The sequence below is a fragment of the Rhodococcus jostii NBRC 16295 genome (assembly GCF_001894825.1).
Lineage (GTDB): Bacteria > Actinomycetota > Actinomycetes > Mycobacteriales > Mycobacteriaceae > Rhodococcus_F > Rhodococcus_F jostii.
This window is the reverse complement of the sequence record NZ_BCWY01000068.1, coordinates 29,267-53,327: the sequence shown is the minus strand read 5'-3', so window position 1 is coordinate 53,327 and position 24,061 is coordinate 29,267. Positions and strand designations below refer to the sequence as shown.

General features: G+C 65.3%; 19 protein-coding genes and 5 pseudogenes. 10 read left to right on the top strand and 14 right to left on the bottom strand.

Features of this window, described 5'->3' with window-relative positions:
• Positions 1-56 precede the first annotated feature (56 nt).
• Both RJ1_RS32310 and RJ1_RS32295 read left to right on the top strand, forming a co-directional pair.
• A protein-coding gene (locus tag RJ1_RS32310; protein ID WP_143048866.1) for an IS3 family transposase occupies positions 57-1,315 on the top strand; the annotation gives its coding sequence in 2 pieces (ribosomal slippage) (positions 57-402 and positions 402-1,315; 1,260 coding nt in all).
• Between the two features lie 819 nt (positions 1,316-2,134).
• Positions 2,135-3,598: a glyceraldehyde-3-phosphate dehydrogenase gene (locus RJ1_RS32295; protein ID WP_073366551.1), complete on the top strand. Its 1,464-nt coding sequence runs from the start codon at positions 2,135-2,137 to the stop codon at positions 3,596-3,598.
• A gap of 1,672 nt (positions 3,599-5,270) precedes the next feature.
• Here RJ1_RS32295 and RJ1_RS46915 read toward each other — a convergent pair.
• Positions 5,271-5,426 (bottom strand): hypothetical protein, encoded by a 156-nt coding sequence (locus RJ1_RS46915; RefSeq protein ID WP_162850322.1) that lies wholly within the window; start codon positions 5,424-5,426, stop codon positions 5,271-5,273.
• 474 nt (positions 5,427-5,900) lie between these two features.
• Between RJ1_RS46915 and RJ1_RS32280 the strand changes: the two genes are divergently transcribed.
• Positions 5,901-6,848 (top strand): DUF808 domain-containing protein, encoded by a 948-nt coding sequence (locus RJ1_RS32280; protein ID WP_073366550.1) that lies wholly within the window; start codon positions 5,901-5,903, stop codon positions 6,846-6,848.
• 80 nt (positions 6,849-6,928) lie between these two features.
• Here the strand turns inward: RJ1_RS32280 and RJ1_RS32275 are convergent, their stop codons facing one another.
• Positions 6,929-7,486 (bottom strand): RES domain-containing protein, encoded by a 558-nt coding sequence (locus RJ1_RS32275; RefSeq protein WP_073366549.1) that lies wholly within the window; start codon positions 7,484-7,486, stop codon positions 6,929-6,931.
• Positions 7,487-7,933: an antitoxin Xre/MbcA/ParS toxin-binding domain-containing protein gene (locus RJ1_RS32270; RefSeq protein ID WP_240319710.1), complete on the bottom strand. Its 447-nt coding sequence runs from the start codon at positions 7,931-7,933 to the stop codon at positions 7,487-7,489. It abuts the gene before it with no gap.
• A 426-nt stretch (positions 7,934-8,359) separates the two neighbouring features.
• Between RJ1_RS32270 and RJ1_RS32260 the strand changes: the two genes are divergently transcribed.
• Positions 8,360-8,794, top strand: a complete 435-nt coding sequence (locus tag RJ1_RS32260; RefSeq protein WP_073366547.1) for a pyridoxamine 5'-phosphate oxidase family protein — start codon at positions 8,360-8,362, stop codon at positions 8,792-8,794.
• Positions 8,795-8,921: 127 nt separating this feature from the next.
• Here the strand turns inward: RJ1_RS32260 and RJ1_RS32255 are convergent, their stop codons facing one another.
• A complete protein-coding gene (locus RJ1_RS32255; protein WP_143048867.1) occupies positions 8,922-9,254 on the bottom strand; it encodes a hypothetical protein in 333 nt (110 codons plus the stop codon).
• A gap of 518 nt (positions 9,255-9,772) precedes the next feature.
• On the opposite strand from RJ1_RS32255, the gene RJ1_RS32250 reads away from it, so the two are divergent.
• Entirely contained in the window at positions 9,773-10,381 is a 609-nt protein-coding gene (locus RJ1_RS32250; protein ID WP_073366545.1) for a hypothetical protein, read from the top strand.
• 34 nt (positions 10,382-10,415) lie between these two features.
• Here RJ1_RS32250 and RJ1_RS32245 read toward each other — a convergent pair whose 3' ends face one another.
• Both RJ1_RS32245 and RJ1_RS49395 read right to left on the bottom strand, forming a co-directional pair.
• Positions 10,416-11,543 carry an Acg family FMN-binding oxidoreductase gene (locus RJ1_RS32245; protein ID WP_255284918.1) on the bottom strand — a complete coding sequence of 376 codons (1,128 nt, stop codon included), beginning with the start codon at positions 11,541-11,543 and terminating at the stop codon, positions 10,416-10,418.
• Between the two features lie 28 nt (positions 11,544-11,571).
• Positions 11,572-11,838, bottom strand: a complete 267-nt coding sequence (locus RJ1_RS49395) for an ANTAR domain-containing protein (RefSeq protein ID WP_143048868.1) — start codon at positions 11,836-11,838, stop codon at positions 11,572-11,574.
• Positions 11,839-12,158: 320 nt separating this feature from the next.
• Here RJ1_RS49395 and RJ1_RS32235 point away from each other — a divergent pair.
• The 4 genes and pseudogenes from RJ1_RS32235 to RJ1_RS48075 form a co-directional block, all read left to right on the top strand.
• A pseudogene (locus RJ1_RS32235) lies at positions 12,159-13,062 on the top strand (1-phosphofructokinase family hexose kinase).
• A gap of 190 nt (positions 13,063-13,252) precedes the next feature.
• Positions 13,253-13,474, top strand: coding sequence for a hypothetical protein (locus tag RJ1_RS32230; RefSeq protein ID WP_073366543.1), 222 nt, complete (start codon positions 13,253-13,255; stop codon positions 13,472-13,474).
• Complete coding sequence (locus RJ1_RS32225; RefSeq protein ID WP_073366542.1) at positions 13,471-14,127, top strand: SRPBCC family protein; 657 nt, start codon at positions 13,471-13,473, stop codon at positions 14,125-14,127. Before RJ1_RS32230 ends, RJ1_RS32225 begins: the two co-directional genes overlap by 4 nt.
• 435 nt (positions 14,128-14,562) lie before the next feature.
• A pseudogene (locus RJ1_RS48075) lies at positions 14,563-15,206 on the top strand (cation transporting ATPase C-terminal domain-containing protein); the annotation flags it as partial.
• A 67-nt stretch (positions 15,207-15,273) separates the two neighbouring features.
• Here RJ1_RS48075 and RJ1_RS32215 read toward each other — a convergent pair.
• The 8 genes and pseudogenes from RJ1_RS32215 to RJ1_RS32180 all read right to left on the bottom strand — a co-directional run.
• Positions 15,274-16,683 carry a wax ester/triacylglycerol synthase domain-containing protein gene (locus tag RJ1_RS32215; RefSeq protein WP_073366541.1) on the bottom strand — a complete coding sequence of 470 codons (1,410 nt, stop codon included), beginning with the start codon at positions 16,681-16,683 and terminating at the stop codon, positions 15,274-15,276.
• A gap of 152 nt (positions 16,684-16,835) precedes the next feature.
• On the bottom strand, positions 16,836-17,876 hold the full coding sequence (locus RJ1_RS32210) for a zinc-dependent alcohol dehydrogenase family protein (RefSeq protein ID WP_073366540.1): 1,041 nt from the start codon (positions 17,874-17,876) through the stop codon (positions 16,836-16,838).
• Positions 17,877-18,344: 468 nt separating this feature from the next.
• Positions 18,345-18,596 (bottom strand): glycosyl hydrolase family 65 domain-containing protein, encoded by a 252-nt coding sequence (locus tag RJ1_RS46230; RefSeq protein WP_378380194.1) that lies wholly within the window; start codon positions 18,594-18,596, stop codon positions 18,345-18,347.
• Positions 18,550-18,717, bottom strand: a pseudogene (locus RJ1_RS49390) (hypothetical protein); the annotation flags it as partial. The gene RJ1_RS46230 and the pseudogene RJ1_RS49390, both read right to left, overlap by 47 nt.
• 232 nt (positions 18,718-18,949) lie before the next feature.
• Positions 18,950-20,275 (bottom strand): annotated as a pseudogene (locus tag RJ1_RS32195) (wax ester/triacylglycerol synthase domain-containing protein).
• Between the two features lie 153 nt (positions 20,276-20,428).
• The gene (locus tag RJ1_RS32190) at positions 20,429-21,847 is read right to left on the bottom strand and encodes a WS/DGAT/MGAT family O-acyltransferase (protein WP_073366538.1); all 1,419 of its coding nucleotides are present in this window, start codon (positions 21,845-21,847) and stop codon (positions 20,429-20,431) included.
• 241 nt (positions 21,848-22,088) lie between these two features.
• Positions 22,089-22,688: an Rv1733c family protein gene (locus tag RJ1_RS32185; RefSeq protein ID WP_073366556.1), complete on the bottom strand. Its 600-nt coding sequence runs from the start codon at positions 22,686-22,688 to the stop codon at positions 22,089-22,091.
• 219 nt (positions 22,689-22,907) lie between these two features.
• Positions 22,908-23,333: pseudogene (locus tag RJ1_RS32180) on the bottom strand (universal stress protein); the annotation flags it as partial.
• 334 nt (positions 23,334-23,667) lie between these two features.
• Here RJ1_RS32180 and RJ1_RS32175 point away from each other — a divergent pair.
• A complete protein-coding gene (locus RJ1_RS32175; protein WP_073366537.1) occupies positions 23,668-23,958 on the top strand; it encodes a hypothetical protein in 291 nt (96 codons plus the stop codon).
• Positions 23,959-24,061 lie beyond the last annotated feature (103 nt).

Sequence of the window (24,061 nt, the reverse complement as noted above, 5' to 3'; positions counted from 1 at the left end):
GGTTCTTGGACACGCTGAATCCAGCACCTGCTGGGGAAGCGAGATGATCTTCAGTCATGTCACGAAAGAACTACTCGGAGGAGTTTCGGCGCCAGGCGGTCGAGTTGTACGAGTCCACGCCGGGTGCGACGATTCGAGGTATCGCCGCTGATCTCGGGATCGTGCGCGGCACCCTGACGGGCTGGATCGACCAATACGGGACCGGCACCAAGACCCACGTCGACGGCACCCGGGTGCACACCCCGTCACGGCCCCACGGCCAGCGCCTGGGCGCGGGTGACGCACCGGAGACCGTCGAGCAGAAACTCGCCCGCCTCGAGGCCGAGAACGCGGCCCTACGAGCCGAGACAACCAAGCTCACCACCGAGCGTGAGATCCTCCGCCAGGCGGCCAAGTATTTCGCCGGGGAGACGAAATGGTGAACCGCTTCCGCTTCGTCGCCGACCACTCCGACACCTACCAGGTGAAGCGGTTATGCGAGCTCGTCGAGATCGAGCGCTCGTCCTACTACGCCTGGACATCCGCAGAGCCCGCCAGGGCCGCTCGCGCCGAGGCCGACGCGCAGCTGGCCGCACGAATCCGGGTGATCCACACCGAGGACAACACCTACGGAGCACCGAGGATCACTGCCGAACTCAACGACGGTGTTGCTGCGGACGACAAGGTCAACCACAAGCGCGTCGCCCGCGTGATGCGCGAGAACGACATCGTCGGCTACCGGCGTCGACGACGCGTCACGACCACAGTCCCCGAACCTGCCGATCACAAGGTGCCTGACCTGCTCGAGCGGGACTTCACCGCCGCCGCACCGAACCGCACGTACGTCGGCGACATCACATACCTGCCGATCGAGGGCGGAGCCAACCTGTACTTGGCGACGGTGATCGACTGCTACTCCCGTAAACTCGCCGGCTGGGCAATCGCCGACCATATGCGCACCGACCTCGTCGCCGACGCCCTCCGTGCCGCCGCCCAGGGGCGTAATGGACTGGCCGGGGCGGTCTTTCACTCGGATCACGGCGCTCAGTACACGTCGAAGGACTTCGCTGCCCTCTGCGCCGGTCTCGGAGTGACCCAGTCGATGGGCATGGTCGGTACGAGCGCCGACAACAGCCTGGCCGAATCTTTCAACGCCGCCCTCAAACGAGAAGTCCTCCAGGACGCGAACACCTGGTCCGACGAGGCCACATGTCGGCGCCAGGTGTTCCGCTGGGTCACCCGCTACAACACCAGAAGGAGGCACTCCTGGTGCGGACACCGGTCCCCGAACACCTACGAGACCCTCTACACCGCTACGCTGGCATCCGCCGCGTAATCCACCACCCGTGTCCACAAGCCGGGGGTAAGGCCCAGGTACCGAATCGACTGATCCAGACCCAGAACCGGGCTGCGGGGTGCCGTTGCCGGCCCTGCGGGTTTCGACCATCTGCCACCACTGCTCGAGCTCGGCCAGCACCGCGGGATCGGCGACCGCGATCCGCAGCGCCCGGTCGATCGACTGCGGATCGGTGAGATCAACCTGGCCCACACCTGCTGCGCGGGTGAGGATCTGGCCGAGCTGGTGGTTGGCGAGACCGTCGCCGCGGCTCCACCAGTGCGACACCATCACATGTACCTTGCTCGCCGCGGCCAGCTCCCCCATCACACCCTGTTTCCTTCAAACCGCGAGAATCTGACAGGACGAGGATGTGTCCCCACGGCAATTGCGCAGCAGGGTGCTGCGCAATGGGGTCGGGGTAGGTCGAGACCGCTCACACCGGATTCCGAGCAAACATGGAGCTGCTCCGCACGCACGGCACCGCCCTGATGACCTCGTATCACGCCCACTGCTATTGGTCCCAGCGCAGCCCGGAGCACGAGGTACCGGTGACGTGGGAGATCCTGCTCCCCCCACCGGTCTACGTGCTCGAGCCGGCCGAGCCCCCGGTCACCGTCCCCCTCGAACCGGAATACCCGCAGCCGAAGCAACCGCCTGGTGCCTGGTGCCTGGTGCCTGTCACCGCGAGGAGGCGCTTTTCATATACTTGGTGGTGCGCACGCCGTTGTCCGCAACATGGGTGTATGACGTGCGTCTCATCCCGCCCGGCGTCCGACCCACGAGCACGCCAATGAGCCAGAAAGCCAGAGGAACGCAGTGAGCACAGCGGAACTGACGCAGTGGAACTCCGAGGAAGCTCTCGCGGAAGCGATGATCCCGATTATCGGCGGTCTGCACCGCAGGCATTCGGTGACCATTCTGCTGCACAGTCGCTCGCTGGTGAACAAATCGGTCATCAAGATCCTGCGGACCCATCGCTTCGCCCGACAGATCCGCGGCGACGAGCTCTCCGTCGAGGAGACGTTCCCCTTCCTCGAGGCGCTGACCGGACTCGATCTGCGGCCGTCGAAGATCGACCTCGGCCTGTTGGTGACCGCCTACCACGCCCACGGCGGCGGAGCGCCGATCCCCGAGTTCGTCGCGGAGAGCCTCGCCGACCTGGTCGGTGGTGCCCAGACGAGCCCCGCGCAGCCCCAGGATGTCGTCCTCTACGGATTCGGGCGTATCGGTCGACTCGTCGCGCGGCTGCTCATCGAGAAGGCCGGTTCGGGTAACGGCCTGAACCTGCGTGCCGTGGTCGTCAGGAAGGGCGGCGAGGACGACCTGGTCAAGCGTGCGTCACTGCTGCGCCGCGACTCCGTCCACGGTCAGTTCAACGGCACGATCAAGGTCGACGACGAGAACAACGCGCTCATCGCCAACGGCAACGTCATCAAGTTCATTCACAGCAACGACCCGACGAGTGTCGATTACACCGAGTACGGCATCGACAATGCGATCCTGATCGACAACACCGGCATCTGGCGTGACCGCCACGGGCTGTCGCAGCACCTGCGCCCTGGTGTGGCGAAGGTGGTGTTGACCGCGCCCGGCAAGGGTGACGTCCCCAACATCGTGCACGGCGTCAATCACCGCGACGTCGATCCGAACGAACGGATCGTGTCGTGCGCGTCCTGCACCACGAACGCCATCGTCCCGCCGCTCAAGACCATGGACGACGAGTTCGGCGTCGTGCGGGGCCACGTCGAGACTGTGCACTCGTTCACCAACGACCAGAACCTGCTGGACAACTACCACAAGGCCGACCGGCGTGGCCGATCGGCGCCGTTCAACCTCGTCCTCACCGAGACGGGTGCGGCCTCCGCGATTGCGAAGGCCCTTCCCGACCTGAAGGCCAAGATCACCGGCAATTCGATCCGCGTGCCAACGCCGGACGTGTCCGTCGCGATCCTCAACCTTCAGCTGGGTCGCGAGGCCACCAAAGATGAAGTGTTGGAGCACCTTCGCCGGGAATCACTCACCGGAACGTTGAGCCGGAACCTCGACTACACCGCGGCAACCGACGCCGTGTCCAGTGACTTCATCGGCTCGCGTGCGGCATGCATCGTCGACGCGAACGCCGCGATCGTCGACGGCGACACCGCCATCCTGTACGTCTGGTACGACAACGAGTTCGGCTACTCCTGCCAGGTGGTTCGCACCGTCCAGTACCTCTCGGGCGTGGAGTACCCCATCTACCCGGCGGTCGACGCGGCCGCTGCCGCTGACGCGATCGCCTGAAGGCGTGAGCGCGCTCGGCCACTTCACCAAGCACAGGCGCTCGCCCGGTATGCGCGGACGAAAATCAGCTCGGATCCCACGGTGATCGTTGAAGACGGTTGAACTCATCGAGAACCTGATCAACGGCAGTGATCGGGATACGGGAATCGTCGCCCCCCGGACACGCGGAGGCGGTCACGCACGGAGGCGAGCATGGCGAGTTCACGCTCGAGGTCGGCTGCGGTTCGGTCACTCACGGCCTCATCCTGCCCCTCGCGGGTGGTGATCAGTTGTGCTAGCCGGGTGGTGTCGAGACGAGCGCCGCGGTGCTCGCGGTGACGAGGTGGGTGTTCGACCGCGTCCTCGACACAGCGCCGGGTCCCGGGTCGCAGCCGACCGTCAGAGGGTCCCTTCGGCGTACGACGCCAGGTTCGCCAGCGAGGAGGCGATCCCGGCCTCGTGTACCGCTTGGTCGATGCCCGGTGGCACGTCGGTAGCGGTGACGGTCATCTCTCGTCTCCGCGGTCTTCTTCTTCGCGGCCGTCTTCTTTACAAGTAGCGGCATTTCGGCCCTCTCACCGCCAGCGGATCGGAACGGCAACCACTCACACGCGGGCCGCACTGATCTCCGAGGACCCGCGCCCCGCACCCTCTTCGCCCAACAGGACCGTACAGAGCACAATCTGTCGGCGGCGCCGACGCCTGCCGGACCTTTCCGGACAACCAGGCCTGGCGTTTTCTTTTAGCTGCGGGGAGTGAGAGTTCGAACTCAGCTGCTCTGCAATCGGTTCCGCTGATTAGCGGTGAACATGGCGGAACCTTCGGACATGCACCGAAGTCTCGGGACTGCCATGACGCACAACGCAGCCCAGCACAGAAATACGGCGGAAAAGTGTCCGACCCCGCCATCACGGACACGAGGAGCCGAGAGGAAACAGCACCGAAAATCGGACTATCCCAACGTATCTCTCACCACGTCACGGTTGTGAACACTGCGTCGTGGCACGGGGTGCGGATCCAACCGTCCGTGTCCGTTTCCCAGGCCCGGACTACGGCAGCCGGGCGCTGCCCGCACCCACATACTTCAGGTGGTGGACATCGTCGAGGACCTCGACCACCTCGTCGAAGGTGCCCGGGTCGGTCAGCACGTCACGGACTCGACGATGGTGAGTACGAGTCGAGGGTTCCGCGGTCAGCAGCATCAGGGCGAACTCGGCGGTTGCTGCGGCAGTGATAGTTCACCCCGTCAGCGTCCGGGGGCGGCGCCCAGGACCAGATGGCAGGTGGTCCGAGACCACGTACAGGCGCCGCGGTCACAGCCCACCAACGTCCCGACAGGTTCAGCGATCGCAGGTCGCCGTCCAGCAGAGACGCGACGGTGATGTCGCGGCCGAGAAACATCCACGTATGCGTCTTGCCGGCCAGCCACTTATGGCACCCACTTCCCGTCCGGGGAACGGGGATGCCCGGAGGATGCCGTCCGCGACAGTTCCCGCGAGCGACAGCGCAACCTACAGGTCGCCGCCGTGGGAGTCGCCGATCGGCTCGAACCGCCGGTGCAGGGTCGCCGAGTGCGCGGATGCCGCTGGCATTGAACGAGTTCGGTGAGTTGGGGGATCCGGTGCAGAGCGGTGGCGCCGGAATCAGCCTGGTCTGCGGGGCCGGCCGTTGTCGCGTTCACTGCTTACCGGGGTCAGTCCATGCCCCTCCGCTCGGCCACCACCATCAGCTCCACCTCGGCCTCCGTCAGAGCGTGCGCGATCAGGGGCGTCCACCGGCCGCTGGTCCCCGATCCGTGGGTCTCGGCGGACCACCTGTCCAGGGTCCCCGCGGGGCCAGGTCGCTCCATCAGCGGGTTCGCGTGCTCGGCGACCCGGCGACGGATTGTGTGCGCTCGCGAACGAGACCAGCGCCGAGCAACTCGGTACGGCCCGGCCTTTAGAGCGGATTCCACCAACGGACGAAGGTGTTCCACTCGAGGATCAGCGGTCAGACGCCCTCCTCGAGAGGATTCGCCAAAAACAGGTCCGGCAACAGACCTACCATCAGCAGCTCCTCTCTAGAACCGATTCCACCAGGTCGCGAACGAGTTCCACCACGTCCACGGCCAGAACGTCACGTCCCCGATCCCTACCGGAAGATCGAACACCACACCGATCATGACCGCACCTTTCGGGATCACTCCCCGACCATCCTGTGTATCGGCGCCGCGGCGCTCAGCGCTACCGATTGTGCAGGACCACCGATTCGGTACCGTTCGTGTCGACCCGCAACCGCGTGTCATTCGGTCGGCTCTGCACATCCGAACTGTGGGAGGTTATTCGTGGCTGGTGGTCTCGTGGCCCTGTTGGACGACGTCGCGGCACTGGCGAAAGCGGCCGCGGCATCTATCGACGACATCGGAGCCGCGGCAGGCAAGGCCAGCGTCAAGGCAGCGGGTGTGGTCGTCGACGACACCGCCGTCACCCCCCGCTACGTGCACGGGTTCTCCCCTAACCGCGAGCTACCCATCATCCGGAAGATCGCGATCGGGTCGATCCGCAACAAACTCCTGATCATCCTGCCGGTGGCGATGATCCTGAGCGAGTTCCTGCCACAGGCACTGCCGTACCTGCTGATCGCCGGTGGTCTGTTCCTGTGCTTCGAGGGAGCCGAGAAGGTCTACGAAGCACTCACCGGCAATCATCACGAGCACGAGGGCACACCCGAAGGGCACAGCGGACCCGAACTCGAGAAGACCATGGTCAGCGGCGCGATCCGCACCGACCTGATCCTGTCCGCCGAGATCATGGTGATCTCACTGTCCTCGGTCGAGGACGAACCGTTCCTCACCCGGCTATTGGTGCTCCTCGTCGTCGCCATCCTCATCACCGTCCTGGTGTACGGCGTGGTCGCCCTGATCGTGAAGATGGACGACGTGGGCCTGGCGCTTGCCCAGCGCGAGTCCTCGTTCAGTCAACGGATCGGCCGGGGGCTCGTCGCGGCGATGCCGAAGGTGATGGCGGTGCTCACCGTGGTCGGGATCGCCGCGATGCTGTGGGTCGGTGGCCACATCCTGCTCGTCAACATCGGCGAGGCAGGATTGCACTGGCCGGCCGACCGCCTCCACGATCTCGAACACTGGTCCGCCGACCTCGTGCACGGCGGCATCGCCGGTGTGCTGTCGTGGACTGCCGGGACCGTGGTGTCCGCACTCGTCGGGCTCGTCGTCGGCGCGATCGTCGTCCTGCTCGCGCGCCTGATCCCGAAACGGACGAAACGCGCCGCCTGACCGAGGCGGCCGACACCGCCCCACCGCGTCGCCCGCACCCCGCTCCGTTCAAGCCCTGAGGCAGCGGTCCCGGCACACTGTCACGTCACGATGCGCTGCAGGGCTTTCGCCGAGTCGAGGATCGCCGGATGATCCAGGTCCAGGGGTTCCACCCGCACCAGCGCGGGCCGCAGCCAACTGGCCAACACCGACCACTGCGGGCGGTGAAACGACCACCACGAGACCGCCTGCCACGCCCGATCCCCCGTGTGCGGTTCGGTCTCCGACCGGATCCGATGCCCCCACCCCTGCGTGACCGTCAGATTCCGGGTCACCACCTGCGTCGGGCGCAACCCCAACCGCACCAACTGGGCCGGATCGTCCAGGTCGAGCACCCGCAGATCATCGGGCAACTCGAACACCCCCAGCGCGCGCCGCGACCTGGGCAGCAGCGGGAACTCCAGCATCGACGCCTCCCAGCGGGCGAGGTTCCCGAAACTCTCCCCGCACGCCGCCTCGGCCAGCCGGGAGAGATACCAGACGTGATAATCCGGGTGATCGATCCGGCCACCGCGCTGCGGTCGATGCTCGTACAACGGGTGCCCCGGCTGTCCCGGTGCCGCCGCGGACAGGTACGGGAAGACGCGGTAGACCAGCACTCAGGCGGCCCCGCCCCACGCCTGCGCATCCAACGCGTCGAGCACCGGAGCCGGGCCGGACAGTTGCAGCACATCGAGCGGACGCGCCCCGTCCAGGTAGGCGTTCGCGCTCTCGAGCCAAGTGTGCGCGGCCGTCTCCCCCCACACCAGACGAGCACGGGCCAGGACATGCTCGAGGTCGATCAACAACGGTGCCGCGGCCGGGCCCGGCCGCTCCACGCCCTTGATCCACCGTGAGGGCTGCGACCGGTTCACCCCGACGATCGCCGCGAGCTGCGTGCCCCCGAACGCGCCGGTCAGGTACCGCACCCGCTCCGCCGACAACGGATCATCGGCGGCCACCCGCGGCGACCTGCCCCCGTGACCGCTCGCCCGCGCCGCACGCCCCGCGGCCTTCTTCGCCGCAGCCGCCTTTCCTGCCTCGTCTCGTGCCTTCACCCTCGCCATACATCCACTCTACCCAACATTCTTGTTGGGTAGTAACCCGGCGCCATTCGTCCCGTCCATCTACCCCGAGGATCTGTACACGCGCCTTTCGCGAGGGGCACTTCGCCCGCGGTGTCCTCATCGCGCTGAACTCGCGACTGGCCGGCCGCGAAACTGGAGGACATCCCCGAGCACTCCGGGACGGGCCTGCTGTGTTCGTCTGGTCGATCCCGTCACCGGCGATGGCGACGCGGCACAGACTGCCTGTATTCAGGCAATTCCTGTACCTGTCAACGGTGTTGGGCCTCAAATCGAAACGCCTGGCAGGTTGGTCGATCGCCGACCACATGCGCACCGGGCTGGTCGCCGACACGCTGCCCCACCGCCCCGAGGCGTCCGCTGGCCCAACGTGCTGACAACGCCGCCCTTCGGATGCCATCATCAGACATGGCCAATGGCACGGACGACGCAGCCGAGCAACCGATCACCGAGCTGACCGCGCAGGAGAGCTGGGAATTGCTCAGCTCGGGCGCGCTGGGGCGGCTGGCGTCGACCGTGTCCGGGAGGGTGGACATCTTTCCCGTCAACTACGTCGTCCACGAGGGCAAGGTGTACTTCCGAACCGCGGAGGGATCCAAGCTCGTCGAACTCACCATCAACCGGGACGTCGCCTTCGAGGTGGACGAGATAGCCGAGAAAACCGGATGGAGCGTCATCGTCCACGGCACCGCGCGGCGGCTTCAGAAGCTCAGCGAGGTCGCCGCAGCCGACGAGCTGCCGTTGCGGTCATGGCTGGCCACCCCCAAGTTCAATTACGTCGAGATCACGCCCACCGAGATCACCGGCCGCCGACTCGTCTTCGGTGACGAACCGGACCACTGAAACCGGACAGCCTGCCCGCCTCTCCCCGATCACCGGGAAGTTCGGGCCGTGGGTTGCCCACGCCCCGAGCTCCGTGGATCCTCGAGATCCCAAAGTGCGACGCCCGTCCTGGTGCAGTTGCGCGACCTCATGACGACCACCGGACGGCACCTCGAGCGGTTGCCCGGGACCAACTCGAGCGAGCGAGCGCACGAAAACCGTCGCCGATGCGGACGCATACCGAACCCAGATCCACAAGCTGGGCTGGGGCGAGTTCATGATCGCTACAGCCGATTTCGGCTCCGCTGGACGCTACCGGCTCCTCGACCGCCAGGTGGTGCAACGTGAACTCGCGTGCCGCCGAGCCGATCTCCTCCCGGTCGGGGCGGTACCGCCCGATCCAGGCCATCCCCTCCTTCTCCCGCAGGAGTAGGTACTGTCGAGCACCAAGCCACGTACACCGCGTTGCCGCGATAGTCATGCCCACTCCCCGCATCCGACCGAGCTGCGGCACTGCCGAGCGCGTGGCCATGATTGTCGGCATCGAAACCCCGGCCGGTGGGACGAGTGCCGCGCTGAGCCGGGTTGGCCGCGGTCAGCTGTTCTGGTACCTGTCGCCGGACGGTGCACCGGATCGATCCCTTCGGTGCGTTTCTGCTGGTAATGGCCTCGAAGGCGGCGCAGTCGACGGTCGCCGATGGATCGGACGGCGATGTCCCATATTAGGGCCGCTTCGGCGGCGGCAGGATCGGTGCGAGTGAGCCTGGTCGAGGGTGCCTCGAGCTCTTGGTCCGTGGGGCGCCGAAGCGCCCGGCCGGTGGTGATGCGCCCGCCCGGTGGTCTTGTGGGCTGCCGGGGTTGGGCGAAAAATTGGTCCTGCAGTGGCTGCGGCCACCGGGGCCGTCGGTGGAACCGGATCCGGCGACGGTGGACCCGCCCGGTCGGCCACCGCAATTTGAGCGCGCTGCCGGGCCGCTCCGCAGTGCGAGGAGGCAACACATGTTCATCCAGGTAATCCAGGGAAAGGTGTCTGACGAGGCGAGGCTGCGTCAGTGCATGGATCGCTGGACGGCAGAACTGCGACCTGGCGCCATCGGTTACCTCGGGAGCACACACGGGTTGTGCGACGACGGGACGTTCATTGCACTGGTCCGGTTCGAATCCACCGAGGACGCCCAACGCAACAGCCAGCGCCCCGAACAGGACCAGTGGTGGGCCGAGACACAGACCTGCTTCGAGGGCGCCGTCTCGTTCATGGACTGCCCGGACGTGACCTCATGGATGGGTGGCGGCTCCGATGCCGCCGGGTTCGTACAGGTCATGGAGGGTCACAGTGCTCATCCGACCCGGATGCGGCAACTGATGGAACAGGCGAGCGATCAGGTTCGCCGACTGCGTCCGGACATCCTCGGCGGGACCTTCGCCCGGTACGGCGACGACGGGTTCGTCGAGGCCTTGTACTTCACTTCCGAGTCCGAGGCCCGCGGACACGAGAAGGCACAGGTACCGGACGATCTGCGGGCCCTGTTCAAGGAAGAGAACCTGCTGATGGGCAAGGTGTCCTACTACGACATGCACGAACCGGTGTTGGTGCCGGCGGAACGGTGATTTCACGGAGCACCCACGAACACGGGCGAAGGACTCATCGCTGTGAGCGGGCGGGCCGGTCATGGAAGAGGACTTCCGACAGCGGACGTCTCGGCGTCTGTGGTGGCACGACCGAATCGGTGACCACACCAACTCTGATCAGCACCTGCGGCAATCCGTTCCCCGACGACAGCTCCCGGACAAGGGTGCGGGTGCCGGGCATCTCGGTAAGATGCGTGACCGAACACGTGGCAAGACCGCGGGACGTACATTCGAGGAGAATCGCGGACAGTGATTCACCCGCGCGGAGCCAGTCGAGTCTCGAGTCGGCAGCCGACGTCAGTAGCACGATTGCCGAGCGGTCTTGCTCAATACTTGTATCCGTCGATTCTGCACTGCCCGAAGGGAATCCGCGAGCCAGGGACACCGATCTACGTTGCGATTCAGTGGGGAGCGCCTCTTCCGGTACTCCGTCGCGAGAGTTCGTATGCCGGGTCCACCATCGCAGTTCAGCTTGATACATCGGATCCGCACCCTGGTAACCGGTAAGGCGAAGGGACGCCTCCTCGAGCGCGGACCGGCTGCGCTCTCCCAGAACTTCGAGGTCCGTCCCGAACTCAGCCGCGACGGCTTTCAGTTGTGGAACGACTTCTACCCACGAAGGGGGCACCGCAAAAGGTAACCGATCGGTTCGCCGGCGTCCGATTGCGTCGGCCATCCGAGCATCGGCGGGTGAAGCATCATGCCTCCGAAACAATCCGATCGAGGCAAGAAGATCACGATCTGCTCGGGGCGGCATACGGTCGATCGTGCACTCCCAGCCCATAGCGGCGAAGGCGTAGTGAAGGTGGTTCAGCGCAGCACCGCAGGAGAACACCATCTGTCGGCCGAAGGCGTCGGTCGCCGGCAGAAGTCGGTCAGGATCACTGAAAAGCTGCAGCCCGAACCCACCGATGACCCAACGCCAAGGCTGGCTGTTGTGAAGCGACGGCGCCCTGCACGCGAGTGACACGGCCGATTCGAGTGCGTCGCGGTCCGGCATCTCGGAGGTCATCGGCGTTGCTGGTTGGCGGGTACCGGCTTCGCGCGATCTCTGTTCCATGCTCTTCCCATCGCAGCCTCCGACTTCGAGTGTTCCTCTGGAGGACTCTGCGGCATAGGGCACAAGGTCATCGACAATCATTGCCGGGCACAGCAGGAGCCGGATTGTTCTAGGCCTCGGCGCGGATCCTCTGCAGAAGTTGAGCCCATTCAATGGGAGCATCAGCCGACTCGTCCCGGCCGAGTTCGACGAGCCACCTCGACGCTGACAGAACTGAGATGTGATGGTGGTGGGCTACGTCGAGCAACTCGTCGAACGCCTGGCGTTCGCCGTAGCCCCGTCCAACGATCAGGATTCCCTTCGCCGTGGCAAGCAGGTCACTGTCGCTGCAGCTCACCGGGAGCGACTCGGTGGTCGAGCAGTTCGTGGTGGACATGATCATCTCCTGAAACGGGTGTGCCTAGGTCGAGTCCGTCCAGTCGTATTCGACGGCCGTCGCGAACCGATGCCGCTGATCCAGGTCTGTCATACGGATTTCCACCAGCATCACCGAGGAACAGGAGGACCGATAGAGGCTAAGGACCGTAGTCGAGAACCAAACGCTCTGACGCCTCGGCCGACTTCACGCTTGAGTGAACACCGACGGCCGACCACGGATCAGGGTGATGGTGGATGGCAACCACAGGTCTCCAGTCGCCGAGAAAGGCTGCTCGTCAGACGAAAGTAGAGTCCCATGCCGGCATCGTGACCTTGACCATGAACCCAGACTCGACATCACCTCATGTACGAGCAGGGTCGCCCCGACCGACAAAGTTCGTTGCGGCTCCTCACGACGTGATCCCAGCGGTGGTGGACTCAACGTCGCCCGCGTGCTTCGGGTACTCGGTGAGGCCGCCACGGCCGTCTTTCCATCAGGCGGACATACCGGCCGGATTGCCACCGAAGGCGTCCCGATCCGGACTCTCAGCATCAGGGGCGTGACGCGGGAAAGCCTCACTGTCAACGAGGACGAGACGGGTCTGCAATACCGCTTCGTCTTTCCCGGGCCGACGATCACCGTACGCGAGCAGGATTCGTGCCTCCAGCTGCTGAAGTCGGCGCCGACGCAGACCTCGTCGGCGCGAGCGGTAGTTTGCCACCAGTGGACGACCTCGATGCACGCCTGATCGTCGATACTTCGGGACCGGCACTGAAACAGCTTCGCCGCCGCGCGTTTCTCGTCAAGCCGAGTATCCGTGAACTTCGTGAGTGGGTGCGACTGGAGTTGCGAACCACCGACGATCAGCTCGCCGCGACGAGGGATCTCATCGACCAAGGCATCTGCGAAGTGGTCGCCCTGTCTCTCGGTGCCGAGGGCGCCTTGCTTGTGACCGAAGAGCGTGCAGAACGCATTCCCTCCGTCGAAGTGACGGTGCTCAGCGGGGTGGGCGCCGGAGACAGCATGGTCGCGGGCATCGCCTACGGGCTTCGCCACGGTTGGCCGTTGCGGGACGCTGTGCGGTACGGCGTCGCTGCGGGCGCGGCCATGCTCCAAACGCCCGGTACCACACTGTGCCGCAGGGCTGACGTCGAACACCTCTACGCTCGTCTCACCTGCAGTCACGACGGGAGGCGGGTGGTCCGAGCAAGCGGACCGGTCGCCGGCACCGCCGTCAGGTAACCGGCATCTGTCCGTGAACCGTCGAGTCCCATCTTGTCGCAGGGGGCATCGTATGCAGGACCGCACAGGGCCCCGAAGTCATCGCAACGTCCGCGCGACCTCCCACCGCGGGTGAAGGTACAAATACCCTGGTGTGGTCCGTGCGGCAACCCGATGATGAGGACGTACCTCGAGCGGACGGAGCGAGACGATGAAGATTCTGGTCGCCGCAGCGAGCAAACGCGGCGGTATCCCGCAGGCAATGGCCGTGACGGGGGCAGTGGCTCACCGGATCTTCTGGGGCAAGATCGATCCCGAGGTGCTGAACCTCGGCGAACGCTTGGTACATGCGCAGCCCGGCGACGACCGCGAATCCGATGCGGTCACGGAATGGGCCGACCAGATACTCGTCGGAGCGAAGACGTCGACGTGACGCACTTGAAATTGATCATGCAGTCGTGTGCCGGTGCGGCCTTGATCGCCGTGCATGTGGCACTGACTGCGCCGCTGCGACGATGGCGCACCACGTGGGGCGCAACACCGGCGGAGGCCGCGGCGACCATGCCGGCAGACGAGTTGATACCGAACCAGAAGTGGCGTTACACGCACGCTGTCACCATCAACGCACCCCCGGATCTGGTTTGGCCCTGGGTCGTGCAGCTGGGACAGGGGCGGGGTGGCTTCTACAGTTACGTGGGACTGGAGAATCTCATCGGTTGCCAGGTGCGCAACACCGACAAGGTTCTCCGCGAGTACCAGGACGCGACCGTGGGCGATCAGATACGCCTGCACCCCAAAACTCCCCCGCTGACAATCGCACTGACCGAGCCCGGTGCGCGGATCGTCCTCCTCCTGCGTGACCCGGCGACCGGGGATGCGTCGATCTGGGCTTTTCATCTGATACGGGACGATGACGGGCACACCCGATTGATCGAGCGGGGCTGCAGTACCTACGGGCCCCGACTCGCCAGCCGTCTCACGTTCGGACCGCTCTTCCTCGAACCCATCGGTTTCGTCATGAGCCGAAGAATGCTCTTGACGATCCGTACGCTGGCTTCGAGACCTCGTGAGCACGCGGGCCGGTAGCGGGTCTCCAAGCCCTGCCGCGGCTACGCTGCGGCAGCAGATACCAGTGGGTGAAGCCGCATCCGCCGACTCGGAGACTATCCTGAACCAGTTACATTCTGCCCCTGTCGGGTTGACCACCGCAGAGGCCACGGAGACGGCTGGATTCCTCGGGTCCCAACACCGTGCGAAGCCACCGAGTGAGTGCTATCGCGGTCCTTACCCGCCAGCTCCGCAGTGCCCTGCTACTTCTACTTGCCGCGACCGCCATCGCTGCATATTTCCTCGGTGACCACACCGACGCGCTGATCATCGGGCCATTCTGGTGGCCGGCATCGGGGTGGGACTCATCATGGGTCTCCTCGTGTTCCGCGACCAGTCGAAAGCCTCCGCCGCGGCGGCGCTGCCAAGACTTGCCGACGTCGGCATCCCGGTCAAGGTCGCCGGAAACATGTCAGTGCAGCCGCGGCGTCCGCAGTACTGCAGTTCCTTCCGACGCCGGGGCAGATCCTCCTCAACAATCTTTTCTATGACACCAGCCAGCTCGCGATCCCCACCGACAAGGTGGATGCCGAGCAACTGCACGCTCCTTCGCACTGGGACAATCGCGTTCACCCGGCATTTCATGCTTTCTTCGGACCGATAAGTTCGGTGTTCGATTTCCTGACCTTCGCCATCATGCTCGGCGCGTTCCACGCTGGCCCGGAGCTGTTCCGGACCGGGTGGTTCCTCAGGTCACTCGCTACCCAGACGCTGATCGTGTTCGCGATCCGCACCCGCCGGATTCCCTTCCTTGCGCAGCCCGCCCATTTGGCAATTGGTCGGCACTGTCACGGGTGTCCTGGCAGTCGGTATCGCGATCCCGATGTCGCCGTGTGCCCACGACCTAGGCTTCACGCCCCTGTCGGTCGGGTTCTTCCTCGTTCTCGTCACACTGGTGGTCGGACACCGTGCTTATCGAATACGGCAAACGACGGTTCTACTCCGAACCGAGCAGGCATGGACCTCCCCCGCGCTGGCGCGCCCGCGAACATCGCGTGTATCGGCGCGCGTCGCGCTTCAGTTCGCCCGCCGCAGTGGCGAACGCGTCAACCACGTGAACCCGGACCGCTGGACGAGCCCGTCTTCCCCCCAACGCTGAGGTTGCGAGACTTCGCCTGGTAGGGATCAGGTGTCACCGTCGGCTCGTGCAGGATTAGCCACGACGGTGTCGGATTCCGGGTCGGTGCAGAGCCTCAGCACGGCACGGAATCCTTCGGCGAGCGAGACGGTCATCGCTGCAAGGTCCGGCACGGCATCGGCGTCGGCATCGATTCCCACACAGCAGTGGGAGGTATAGGACATCAACGTGACGTTGAATGCCGAACCGAGAGTCGGGCTGAAGGCGTAGTACCGCGTGATCTGCGCTCCGGCGACATAGAGCGGAATCGGTGAACCAACAACGTTCGATGCGACGAAATCGACGTGCTTGAGCATGTTACCCAACGTCGATGCCGGTAACAGATTCAGGACCCCGGCGATGGTGGAGGACAACGGAACTGCAGGCTCGTCCCGCCATGCCTCGACCGTGGAGTCGATTCTGCGCATCAGTTCGGCGGGATCGTCCACGTCGAGTGGAAGCGAGAACCGCGCCAAGGTAATCCGGTTTCCCCCCAACGGGTCCGCATCGGTGCGCAAACTGATCGGCAGCGTCATCTTCAGTTCGGGGATCTCGGCGCCGTGGGACCGGTGATAGTGCTGCATGCCCAGCATGATCGATGCCAGGAACGCATCATTGAGGGAACACCCGCACAGGGTCGCAGCTTGGCAGAGCGATTCCATCGGTACGTCGAACACGGCGAAGTGTCGGCGGGTGCTTCGCTTCGTCATCACCGGCGACAGGGTGGTGACCACCGGCCGCACGAAGCGGGCGGTCGAACCGACCACGGCGGCCATTTCGCGCAGCGCCGTGATCGGGTTCATCCTCAGTGTCCGGCTTTCGGCGCGTGCGAATGCCGCGACGCGCCGAGTGAGTGTGACCCCGGTCCGCCAATGCCAGGCCAGGTCGTTCTGCAGCGCGCCGACTGCACGATCGTGTTCCGGCGGCGGAGAATCCGGGAGGGCCGCCCGCTCGGTGCCCGCACGCGCGAAGTCCACGATTTCACGCGCGATCTGCATGCCGCTGACTCCGTCGGTGAGCGAGTGGTGCACCTTCATGACCAGTGCCGACCTACCCTCCTCGAGGCCCTCGATCACCGTGAACTCCCACAGCGGGCGCGACTTGTCGAATGCCGTCATCCCGGTGATGCGAGCGAAGTCGAGTACAGCTGCCCATCCGCTCGGCGCCGACACACTGAAGCGGCGCAGATGCCAGGAGAGATCGAAATCGGGATCGTCCGTCCAGTGCGGCGGGGCGAGGCCGATGGAGTCGCCGACAGCCTTGCGGCGAAATATGGGTACCGCCCTCGTGCCACGATCCATCATCCGGACGAATCGCCCCCAGTCCGGGCTCTCGTCGAGGACAGCCACCGCGATGATCGTCGACCGGAGGATCGGGTCCTCCTCCATCCTCCACGACATGAAATCCGTCTGCGTCATGTAACGACGGTTCGCACGCTTCACGAATCACCTCTCCCGGCGCGGTGGACACTTGGAGGAAGCACGGCCCGCCCCGTGCGCTCCCTGAACCACTCGAATCAGCGCTGAGAGCGCATCACGGTCGCACATGCCCTGACCAGAAACGTCTGAATCTATCTGTGCAACAACACTTTGAGCGCTCCGGTGTCCGTGGCGCGGCTGAACACGTCGTACGCGTCGAGGATGCCGGAGAGCGGGAAGCGGTGGGTGACGAACTTCTGCGGATCGAGTTGCCCGGAGCGGACCAACTTCAGCAGCGTGGGGGTGGACCAGGTGTCGACCAGGCCGGTGGTGATGGTGACGTTGCGGGTCCACAGATATTCCAGGTGCAGGGTCACGGGCTTGCCGTGCACGCCCACGTTGGCGACGTGACCGCCGGGACGAACCAGGCGAGTGCACATCTCGAAGGTGTCGGGCACCCCGACTGCTTCGATCGTGACGTCGGCGCCCAGTCCGTCGGTGATGGCCCCGATGCGTTCGGCGGGGTCTTCCAGGGTGGGGTTGATCGTGACATCGGCACCGAACTGCTTGGCCGCTTCCAACCGGGTCACGGCGAGGTCGATGGCGACGATGTGAGCGGGGCTGAACAGGCGAGCAGCCAGGATTGTGGCCAACCCGATCGGTCCGGCACCGACGATCGCGACGACGTCGCCGGGCTTGATGCCGCCGTTGATCACTCCGACCTCGTAGGCGGTGGGCAAGATGTCGGCGAGCATCAAGATCGACTCGTCGTCGAGTCCCGCCGGAACAGGGTAGGTCGAGGTGTCCGCGAAGGGCACTCGCACGAATTCCGCTTGCGCCCCATCGATCTTGTTACCCAGGATCCAGCCGCCACCACCGAGGCACTGTCCGTAACTGCCCTCGCGGCAGTACCGGCAACGTCCGCAGGCGCACACGCACGACACCAACACGCGGTCGCCGGGTTCGACCGTGGTGACGGCTTTACCGACCGACTCGACAGTCCCGACGCCTTCGTGGCCGAGTATTCGCCCTTCTGCGATATCGGGCACGTCGCCTTTGAGGATGTGTAGGTCGGTCCCACAGATGGTGGTGGCATCGATTTTGATGATTGCGTCGGTTTCGTCGACGATGCGTGGGTCGGGTACCTCATCCCAGCTTTTGTTGCCGGGTCCGTAATAGACGAGGGCCTTCATGACGTTCTCCAGGGGTTGTCGGTTTCGCGAGCTGATCATGCGGTTTCTGGCGGGGTGGACGGTGTGCGCACTTTGACCTCGTAACCTCGGCTCCGTCGAAACGTGCCGGTGGTTGCGACCAGCTCTTCCAACCGGCCTCTCGGGTGACCTCCGGGGCATGGGCGTTGCACCGGCCAGTAAGGGTTTCTGCAATTTGTGCACCTCGATGACCGCAGTCATGGCTTCTTCCCCCGCTATCGGGGTGGGTGGTGCCCGCGGCGGAGTCCGACTGCTTTCGCGTCCACTCTCCTCCCCCGATGGTCCTCGTCCCCAGGGCCTTTCGACCCCTGATTGAACCCATTTTCGTCACCGACCCGACGAGGGCTGCTTATTTCCCCTCCGACGGAGGGACCGTTCCCGCGAAGTCGATGACAATCGTCTACCCGTTCCTGATAGTGCACTCGGCTCGGTCCCGGCCGTGCGCCACTACTAGGCCAGGTGAACCGTGCTCCCTGGGTGAAGTTGCGCGACCTGGCCGCGGCATTCGATCTCGATCGGCGGCTGGCTTCCCGCGCCGGCGCTGACCTGCACCGCCTTACCGTTGATGCGCAGGCGCAGGCGGTGTCCCCGGTAGAAAATGGGAAACTCGAGGGTGCCGAGCGTTTCCGGCCACTGCGGGCAAAAGATGAGGCGGACTGGCGAGGTCGCGGTAGCGCTCGACAAGAGTGTTCTGGACCGCACCGTCCAGTTCCGAGCGGATGTCGAGTCGGCCCGACCAATCTTCGGCCACGATCGTCGTCTCGAGGGCACAGGCGTGTGGGAGGTGCATGGCGACGAATCGCCGCTGAAGAACCGAGGTGGTGACGAGCGAGCCGGCCCGGCGGATGCCTGATATTGCAGTTCGCGAACTCCACCGGAGGTGACCGATGGGCTGTGGCGCACGCTGATCCCGGGCGACGTACCGGCCGGCGAACAAGGCCCAGTCGGAGGCGTACCGGGGTGCCACCACCGCTGTGCACTGGGGCGGTGTGACTTGCGGGTGTCATTCGGGCGCCTGCCTTTGCGACCTTGACATGAACGGGCGGCCCGCTTTGTTATTCGATGGCCGCCCGAAATTGTTCTTGCAGAGCCGTGGCGAGCTCGTGGATCTCGGGTATGACGGCGGGATCTACGATGATCGTGACCGTCAATGTGCCTGCGTAGGACAGCGCCGCGAACGCGACGCCGACATTCCCCGCAGTGACGGTAATCGGCGCAATGCCCGCGATCGGGGCTCCAGCGACGGCGAGTTGTCCCCGCGGGCCGGACAAGTCGGTGAGAAACGAGTTGACGAGTTGCTGACGGTCAACGAACCACCGAAACATCCGCACGGCGACCAGGAACCGAAAGATGGGTCCGATCAGCGCCGAGGAAGTACCTCGCGTTCGCATCTTCTGAGCGCGGGTAATGCCCGAAACGGTGGTCAGCCGCTCCTCGATACTTCCTGCCAGCGGTACGCGGACCGGCATCACACCGACCTGGTTTCCCAGGTTCCCGCTCGTCGTCGAACTCCGGGCCGAGACGGGCACCGAGACCACCAGCTCCTGGGGGAACTCGTTCCGCCTGCGCAGCAGGGCGGCCAAAGCCCCGGTGACGGCGACCAATAGAACATCGTTGACGGTAGCCCCCGACCTCCGGCCCGCTGCCCGCACACCGTCGAGGCCGACCTCGACGGTCACCACCTTGCGGCGGGAGCCGGTGGCGACGTTCAAGGAACACCGGGGTGCCCGCCTGCCGCGACCGCGACCGAGTTCGGTCCAGCCGGCACGCATGCGTGCGATCGCGTGCGGACGTCGGCGCAGCTCGCGGAGGCGTTCGGCAACGCAGTCGGCGAGGAGGTCCCTCGGCCGGGGCGCCGGGGAGGCGGCTGCGGTCTCCTCGGCCGGCTCAGCCGCGGACAGGCCGTCGACCAGGCGTGCGAGGACGGCGAGGCCGCCGATTCCGTCGGCCAGGACATGGTGCATCACCAACACCAGACCGGTGTGACCGTCGACCAGGTCGGTGATAATGACCGCCCTCCATAGTGGTCGTGATCGGGGCAGCGGCCGGGTAACGGCGTCCACAGCGATTGCGAGGGCAGCGTCACGGTCCCCCGGGCCCGGGCAGGACGCCCGGGACACATGGTCAACGACGTCGAACGTGTCGTCGTCGACCCAGTACGGCCGGCCCAGGCCCCGTGGCGGCCTGACCAGGCACTACCGTAAGCGTCGAATGCCTGCGATCCGTTGTGTGAACGTGGCCTCGATGGTCACCACATCCACGCCGCTGTCACCGGCAAGGAAAAGTAACGCGCCGACATTCATGGGTACCGGTCCGACGTCGGAGACGAGGGTAGTGAGGTCGCCCGGGCCGATGCGCTCCACCCTGCGGTGTTCTGTCACAACTCGAGAATGCCAGACGTCATCGGGTTACTCGCCGCGATTGTCGGCCGTCGTGGCGCCGGTGCGGTGTCAGCGGAAGAGTACGCCGTGATCTCGGTAAGGAGCGCGCCAGGCGGCGATCGGCCACGCGCACGAGATCTCATTGTTCGACGATCATTGGGACGCATCGGCAGCCGTCCGCGCTGCGGTGAGGAGAGTGAGTACCCCACGTTCGATCGAGTCCGAGAGGTCGGTGAGGTCCGGTGTGGTGTCGTAGTCTCCGGTGAGGCCGAAGACCAGGTGGTCTGTGTAGCTGAGGATCGCAATTCCGATCCGGAGCCGCAGCGCGATGGGCACGTACGGGAGGATCTCGAGGATCGTCCGTCCCATCACGTGCCGTGTGGTCGTCGGCCCGGGGACGTTGGTTGCGACAGCGACGACACTGTGCTGGGGGAACCGGGTGGCGAGTCGAACGGCCCAGGCCATGGGCATGAACGGCCCGTACTGTGCCACCGCGGTGAACGCCTTGCCTACTTCGGCTTCCTTTCTCGCCTTGTGCGCTGTGAGCCGGTCGTGGACGGCGGCCAATTGTTCGACTGGGTCTTCGATGTCGACGGGCAGGAAGGGCAGCATCAGCGAGACCTGATTGTGGACCGTGCAGTCTTCGGTTGCGGAGCGTACGGATACGGGAACCAGGGTACGAACCGTGTGTGCGCCGGAGTGTTCCCCGCGCTGCAGGAGCAGCTGCCGCAATCCGCTGGTGATCGCCGCGAGCGCGACATCGTTCACGGTGACCCCGTAGGCGGTGCAGATCTCGCGGACATCCCGCATCCGGACTCGCGCCGCGCAGTACCGGCGCTGGCGCCCGATCGGCCCGATCAACGAGGTGCCGGTCGACGACATCAGCATCTCAGAGAGCAGGTGCGTGAAGCCGTTCACTGCGCCGACACCCGCGACCGTCACCCGACGAGGAACAGCCAGCGCCGCCGCAACGAGGCGCAATTGCCGAGCCGGAGAAAGGAGTTCGATCGTCGATCGGACCAGACTCTCGACCCAGGAGCTGACGGTGGACGCCGGCTCGGTATCGGCACCAACCTCTGCAGTCACTGGCGTTTCGGCCACGACTTCGTCGCACATCGCCTCGAACAGTTTCGTTCCTGCGATCCCGTCCGCCATGCAGTGATGAATCTTGGTCAGCACGGCCCAGCGGTTGCCGGTGAGGCCTTCGACGACCCAGCATTCCCACAAGGGACGGTCGCGGTCGAGCCGGTGCGCCATGACCCGGGCGACGAAGCCGAACAGAGCCTCCTCCTCCCCTGGTTCCGGGAGGGCGACCCGCCGCAGGTGATGACCGAGGTCGAAATGGGGGTCCTGCGACCAGGAGGGCGCGCTGAAGTCCAGTGGGACGGTGTGAACCCTGTCTCGGGCGTGCGGGAGCTCCGCGAAACGTGCGGCGACGGTGTCACGAAATTTGTCTTGCCCGGGAACGGGGCCGTCGATGATGGCGAGGGCCCCGATTGTCAGGCTCGCGTGTGGGTCGGAGTCCTCCGTTTCGAGGAAACCCGCGTCCAGGAAGCTCAAGTTGTCGTCCACTGTTTGGCCTTACCGTCGAAAGCCCCGTCATCTTCACTGTGTCCGGTATCCCCGGGTGGCGTCAGGGCCGGAGGTACTCGGCGTGGAGCCGAATGTCACTCAGCCGTGGAGAGTTGTTTATCCTGATCCGAATCCGGGCAGCTCATGGAACCGGACTTCCGACAGTGGGCGCCTGAGTGTGTCGGGCGTGGCACCCGGACGGACATTACCGCCTCGTGTGCGCCCTGTGCCGGTGTGTTCGTCAGCTGACCGGCCATCCCGGTGCCTTTCCGAGGTTTCTCCACTCGCGGTCCCACTGCGTCATCCGGTATCTCGTCCCTGCCCAGCGGATTCCGAATAGCATCAGGAGGAAGAACGAGGATATCGTTGTCCACACCGCGAGTGCCGAGCCCACGGCAGCGAGGGCGTTTTCGGTGCCCGTCGTCGGTGGATCGACGAGGTTGCCGACTTGGTCGATCCACACGCTGATTGTTTGCCCCGACTTCGCTTCCGGGTCGGTCTGCACCTGACCGGTGTGTGTGGTCCCGTTCGCGGTCCACTGTGCCGGTGCCGGCCCCTTGCTGCGTGGCGCCGGAGTGGTATCCGCCAGTTGAGCTCGTGAGTCCGCGAGGAGCACCGCCGGTATCTCATGCCGAGTTTCGCGGTCGGTGCGGGTCTGGTCGTTCAGACGTGTATTGGTGGCGGTTCCGAAGGCTGCGGCGAAGGGCACCATGATCAGTACCAGGGCGACGACGACGATAAAGACCGAGGACTCGAGGCGATCGCTGGCCCGCATCAGTCGGTTCCCGCTCCAGGGTCCCAATCGCCACATCCGCACCGGTGATGTTTGTTCGCCGATCATGACGGCCTCCTGAGAGTGTGCTCCTTCGAGTGTTTCTCCGCGGCGCGGTGCAGGTGTAGGGCCCAAGGTCATCGACACTCGTCGGATCTTCGGGGGGCTTCGGTCCCGTTCTCGTCCTGGCGCTCGTCGAATCGTGTACGCGCTAGTCGCTGGTGCGGGTCTGACGATCAGGAGAGGGCACGGAGTTGTGTGCAGCGGGGCTGCGCTTGTCGAGCCGAGGGTCATCCCGGCGACCCCGCCCCGCCCCCTGCTGCCCACCACGATCAGCTGGGCGTCGCTTGCCAGCTCCAGAAGGTGGCGCACGGGCCGGTCCCGACCAAAGGGTCTGCGCACCGGGACGTCGGAGAATCGTTCACACCACCCGGTCACGCTTTCCGTAAGGATCGACCGTTCCGCGGTCTCCACCGGGGACCTGGCTTCGTCCGCTGCCTCGACCGGGAGCGTCGCCGGGTCTTGGTCCGACCATGCGTGCAGCGCGATCAGTTCCGCTTTGTGTAAAGCGCACTCCTCGAATGCGAGGGCCGACGGCCGGGTCGCCGTTCGGGTCGCCGTTCGGGTCGCCGTTCGGGTCGCCGTTCGGGGAGCCGTTCGGGGAGCCGTTCGGGGAGCCGTCGACGATCCGCTGCCTGTCGACCACGATGACATCACCTCCCCGAGAAGGCGGCCTCGTCGTCACTTTCGCGGATGAATTTCGTTTCGCATTTCAGGGTGTCAGTGCCGAGGTGGCTCTGGTAGTGACTTTGGGCCCGAATCGCGGCATCAGGCGATGTGGTCGCCAAAAGCGCACTGCCGTCGTACCGCCGTCAGTGCTGGGGTTGGCCCACGATGCGGACGAATTGCGGCGATTGGCCATTCCGGCGGACACCGTCTGGGGAGAAGTGACTTTCGGCCCTCCCGGGGAGGTCACCGCGACCGCACCGTTGTAGAGAGCCGACCTGCACATACTGGGAACCGACGTCGGCGCTGGAACGAGGTCATCATGCCCGGCAAACGCGCACTGGCACCATCTAACACTGCGGACCAGCATTCGTCGCAGCAGTACGTCGATCCCTCAGACGTGCGGTTCCTCCGCCCGGCCGGTATCGCAGTCGCCGTTCTCGTCGGTGCCGTCATCGCCCTCGTCGTCGTCCTCCTGGGCGTGTGGTTCGCAACACCGACGATCGGTGTCGGTGCCGCAGCGGCTCTCGTGGGCACGGTGTGCCTCGCTACCGCAATGCTGTTGCCGTATCCGCCGCATCAAGGTCCCGGCGATTCGCCCTCTCCACGGTGACTATCGGCCCTAACTCCGCCGTCGCGTTCGGCGAAGACTGAGGGGCATGAACCACCCTCCCGCCGTAAGTCGAGGCGGAGAGTGAACCGAAGCGGAGGCGCGA

Excerpts from the sequence above, each read along its gene's own strand:
- RJ1_RS32185 (WP_073366556.1), bottom strand. The coding sequence starts at position 22,688 with ATGATCGGCGAACAAACATCACCGGTGCGGATGTGGCGATTGGGACCC.
- RJ1_RS32230 (WP_073366543.1), top strand. The coding sequence starts at position 13,253 with ATGAAGATTCTGGTCGCCGCAGCGAGCAAACGCGGCGGTATCCCGCAG.
- RJ1_RS32245 (WP_255284918.1), bottom strand. The coding sequence starts at position 11,543 with ATGATTGTCGATGACCTTGTGCCCTATGCCGCAGAGTCCTCCAGAGGA.
- RJ1_RS32260 (WP_073366547.1), top strand. The coding sequence starts at position 8,360 with ATGGCCAATGGCACGGACGACGCAGCCGAGCAACCGATCACCGAGCTG.
- RJ1_RS49395 (WP_143048868.1), bottom strand. The coding sequence starts at position 11,838 with ATGTCCACCACGAACTGCTCGACCACCGAGTCGCTCCCGGTGAGCTGC.
- RJ1_RS32250 (WP_073366545.1), top strand. The coding sequence starts at position 9,773 with ATGTTCATCCAGGTAATCCAGGGAAAGGTGTCTGACGAGGCGAGGCTG.
- RJ1_RS32210 (WP_073366540.1), bottom strand. The coding sequence starts at position 17,876 with ATGAAGGCCCTCGTCTATTACGGACCCGGCAACAAAAGCTGGGATGAG.
- RJ1_RS32270 (WP_240319710.1), bottom strand. The coding sequence starts at position 7,933 with ATGGCGAGGGTGAAGGCACGAGACGAGGCAGGAAAGGCGGCTGCGGCG.
- RJ1_RS46915 (WP_162850322.1), bottom strand. The coding sequence starts at position 5,426 with ATGGAGCGACCTGGCCCCGCGGGGACCCTGGACAGGTGGTCCGCCGAG.
- RJ1_RS32175 (WP_073366537.1), top strand. The coding sequence starts at position 23,668 with ATGCCCGGCAAACGCGCACTGGCACCATCTAACACTGCGGACCAGCAT.
- RJ1_RS32255 (WP_143048867.1), bottom strand. The coding sequence starts at position 9,254 with ATGACTATCGCGGCAACGCGGTGTACGTGGCTTGGTGCTCGACAGTAC.
- RJ1_RS32215 (WP_073366541.1), bottom strand. The coding sequence starts at position 16,683 with ATGACGCAGACGGATTTCATGTCGTGGAGGATGGAGGAGGACCCGATC.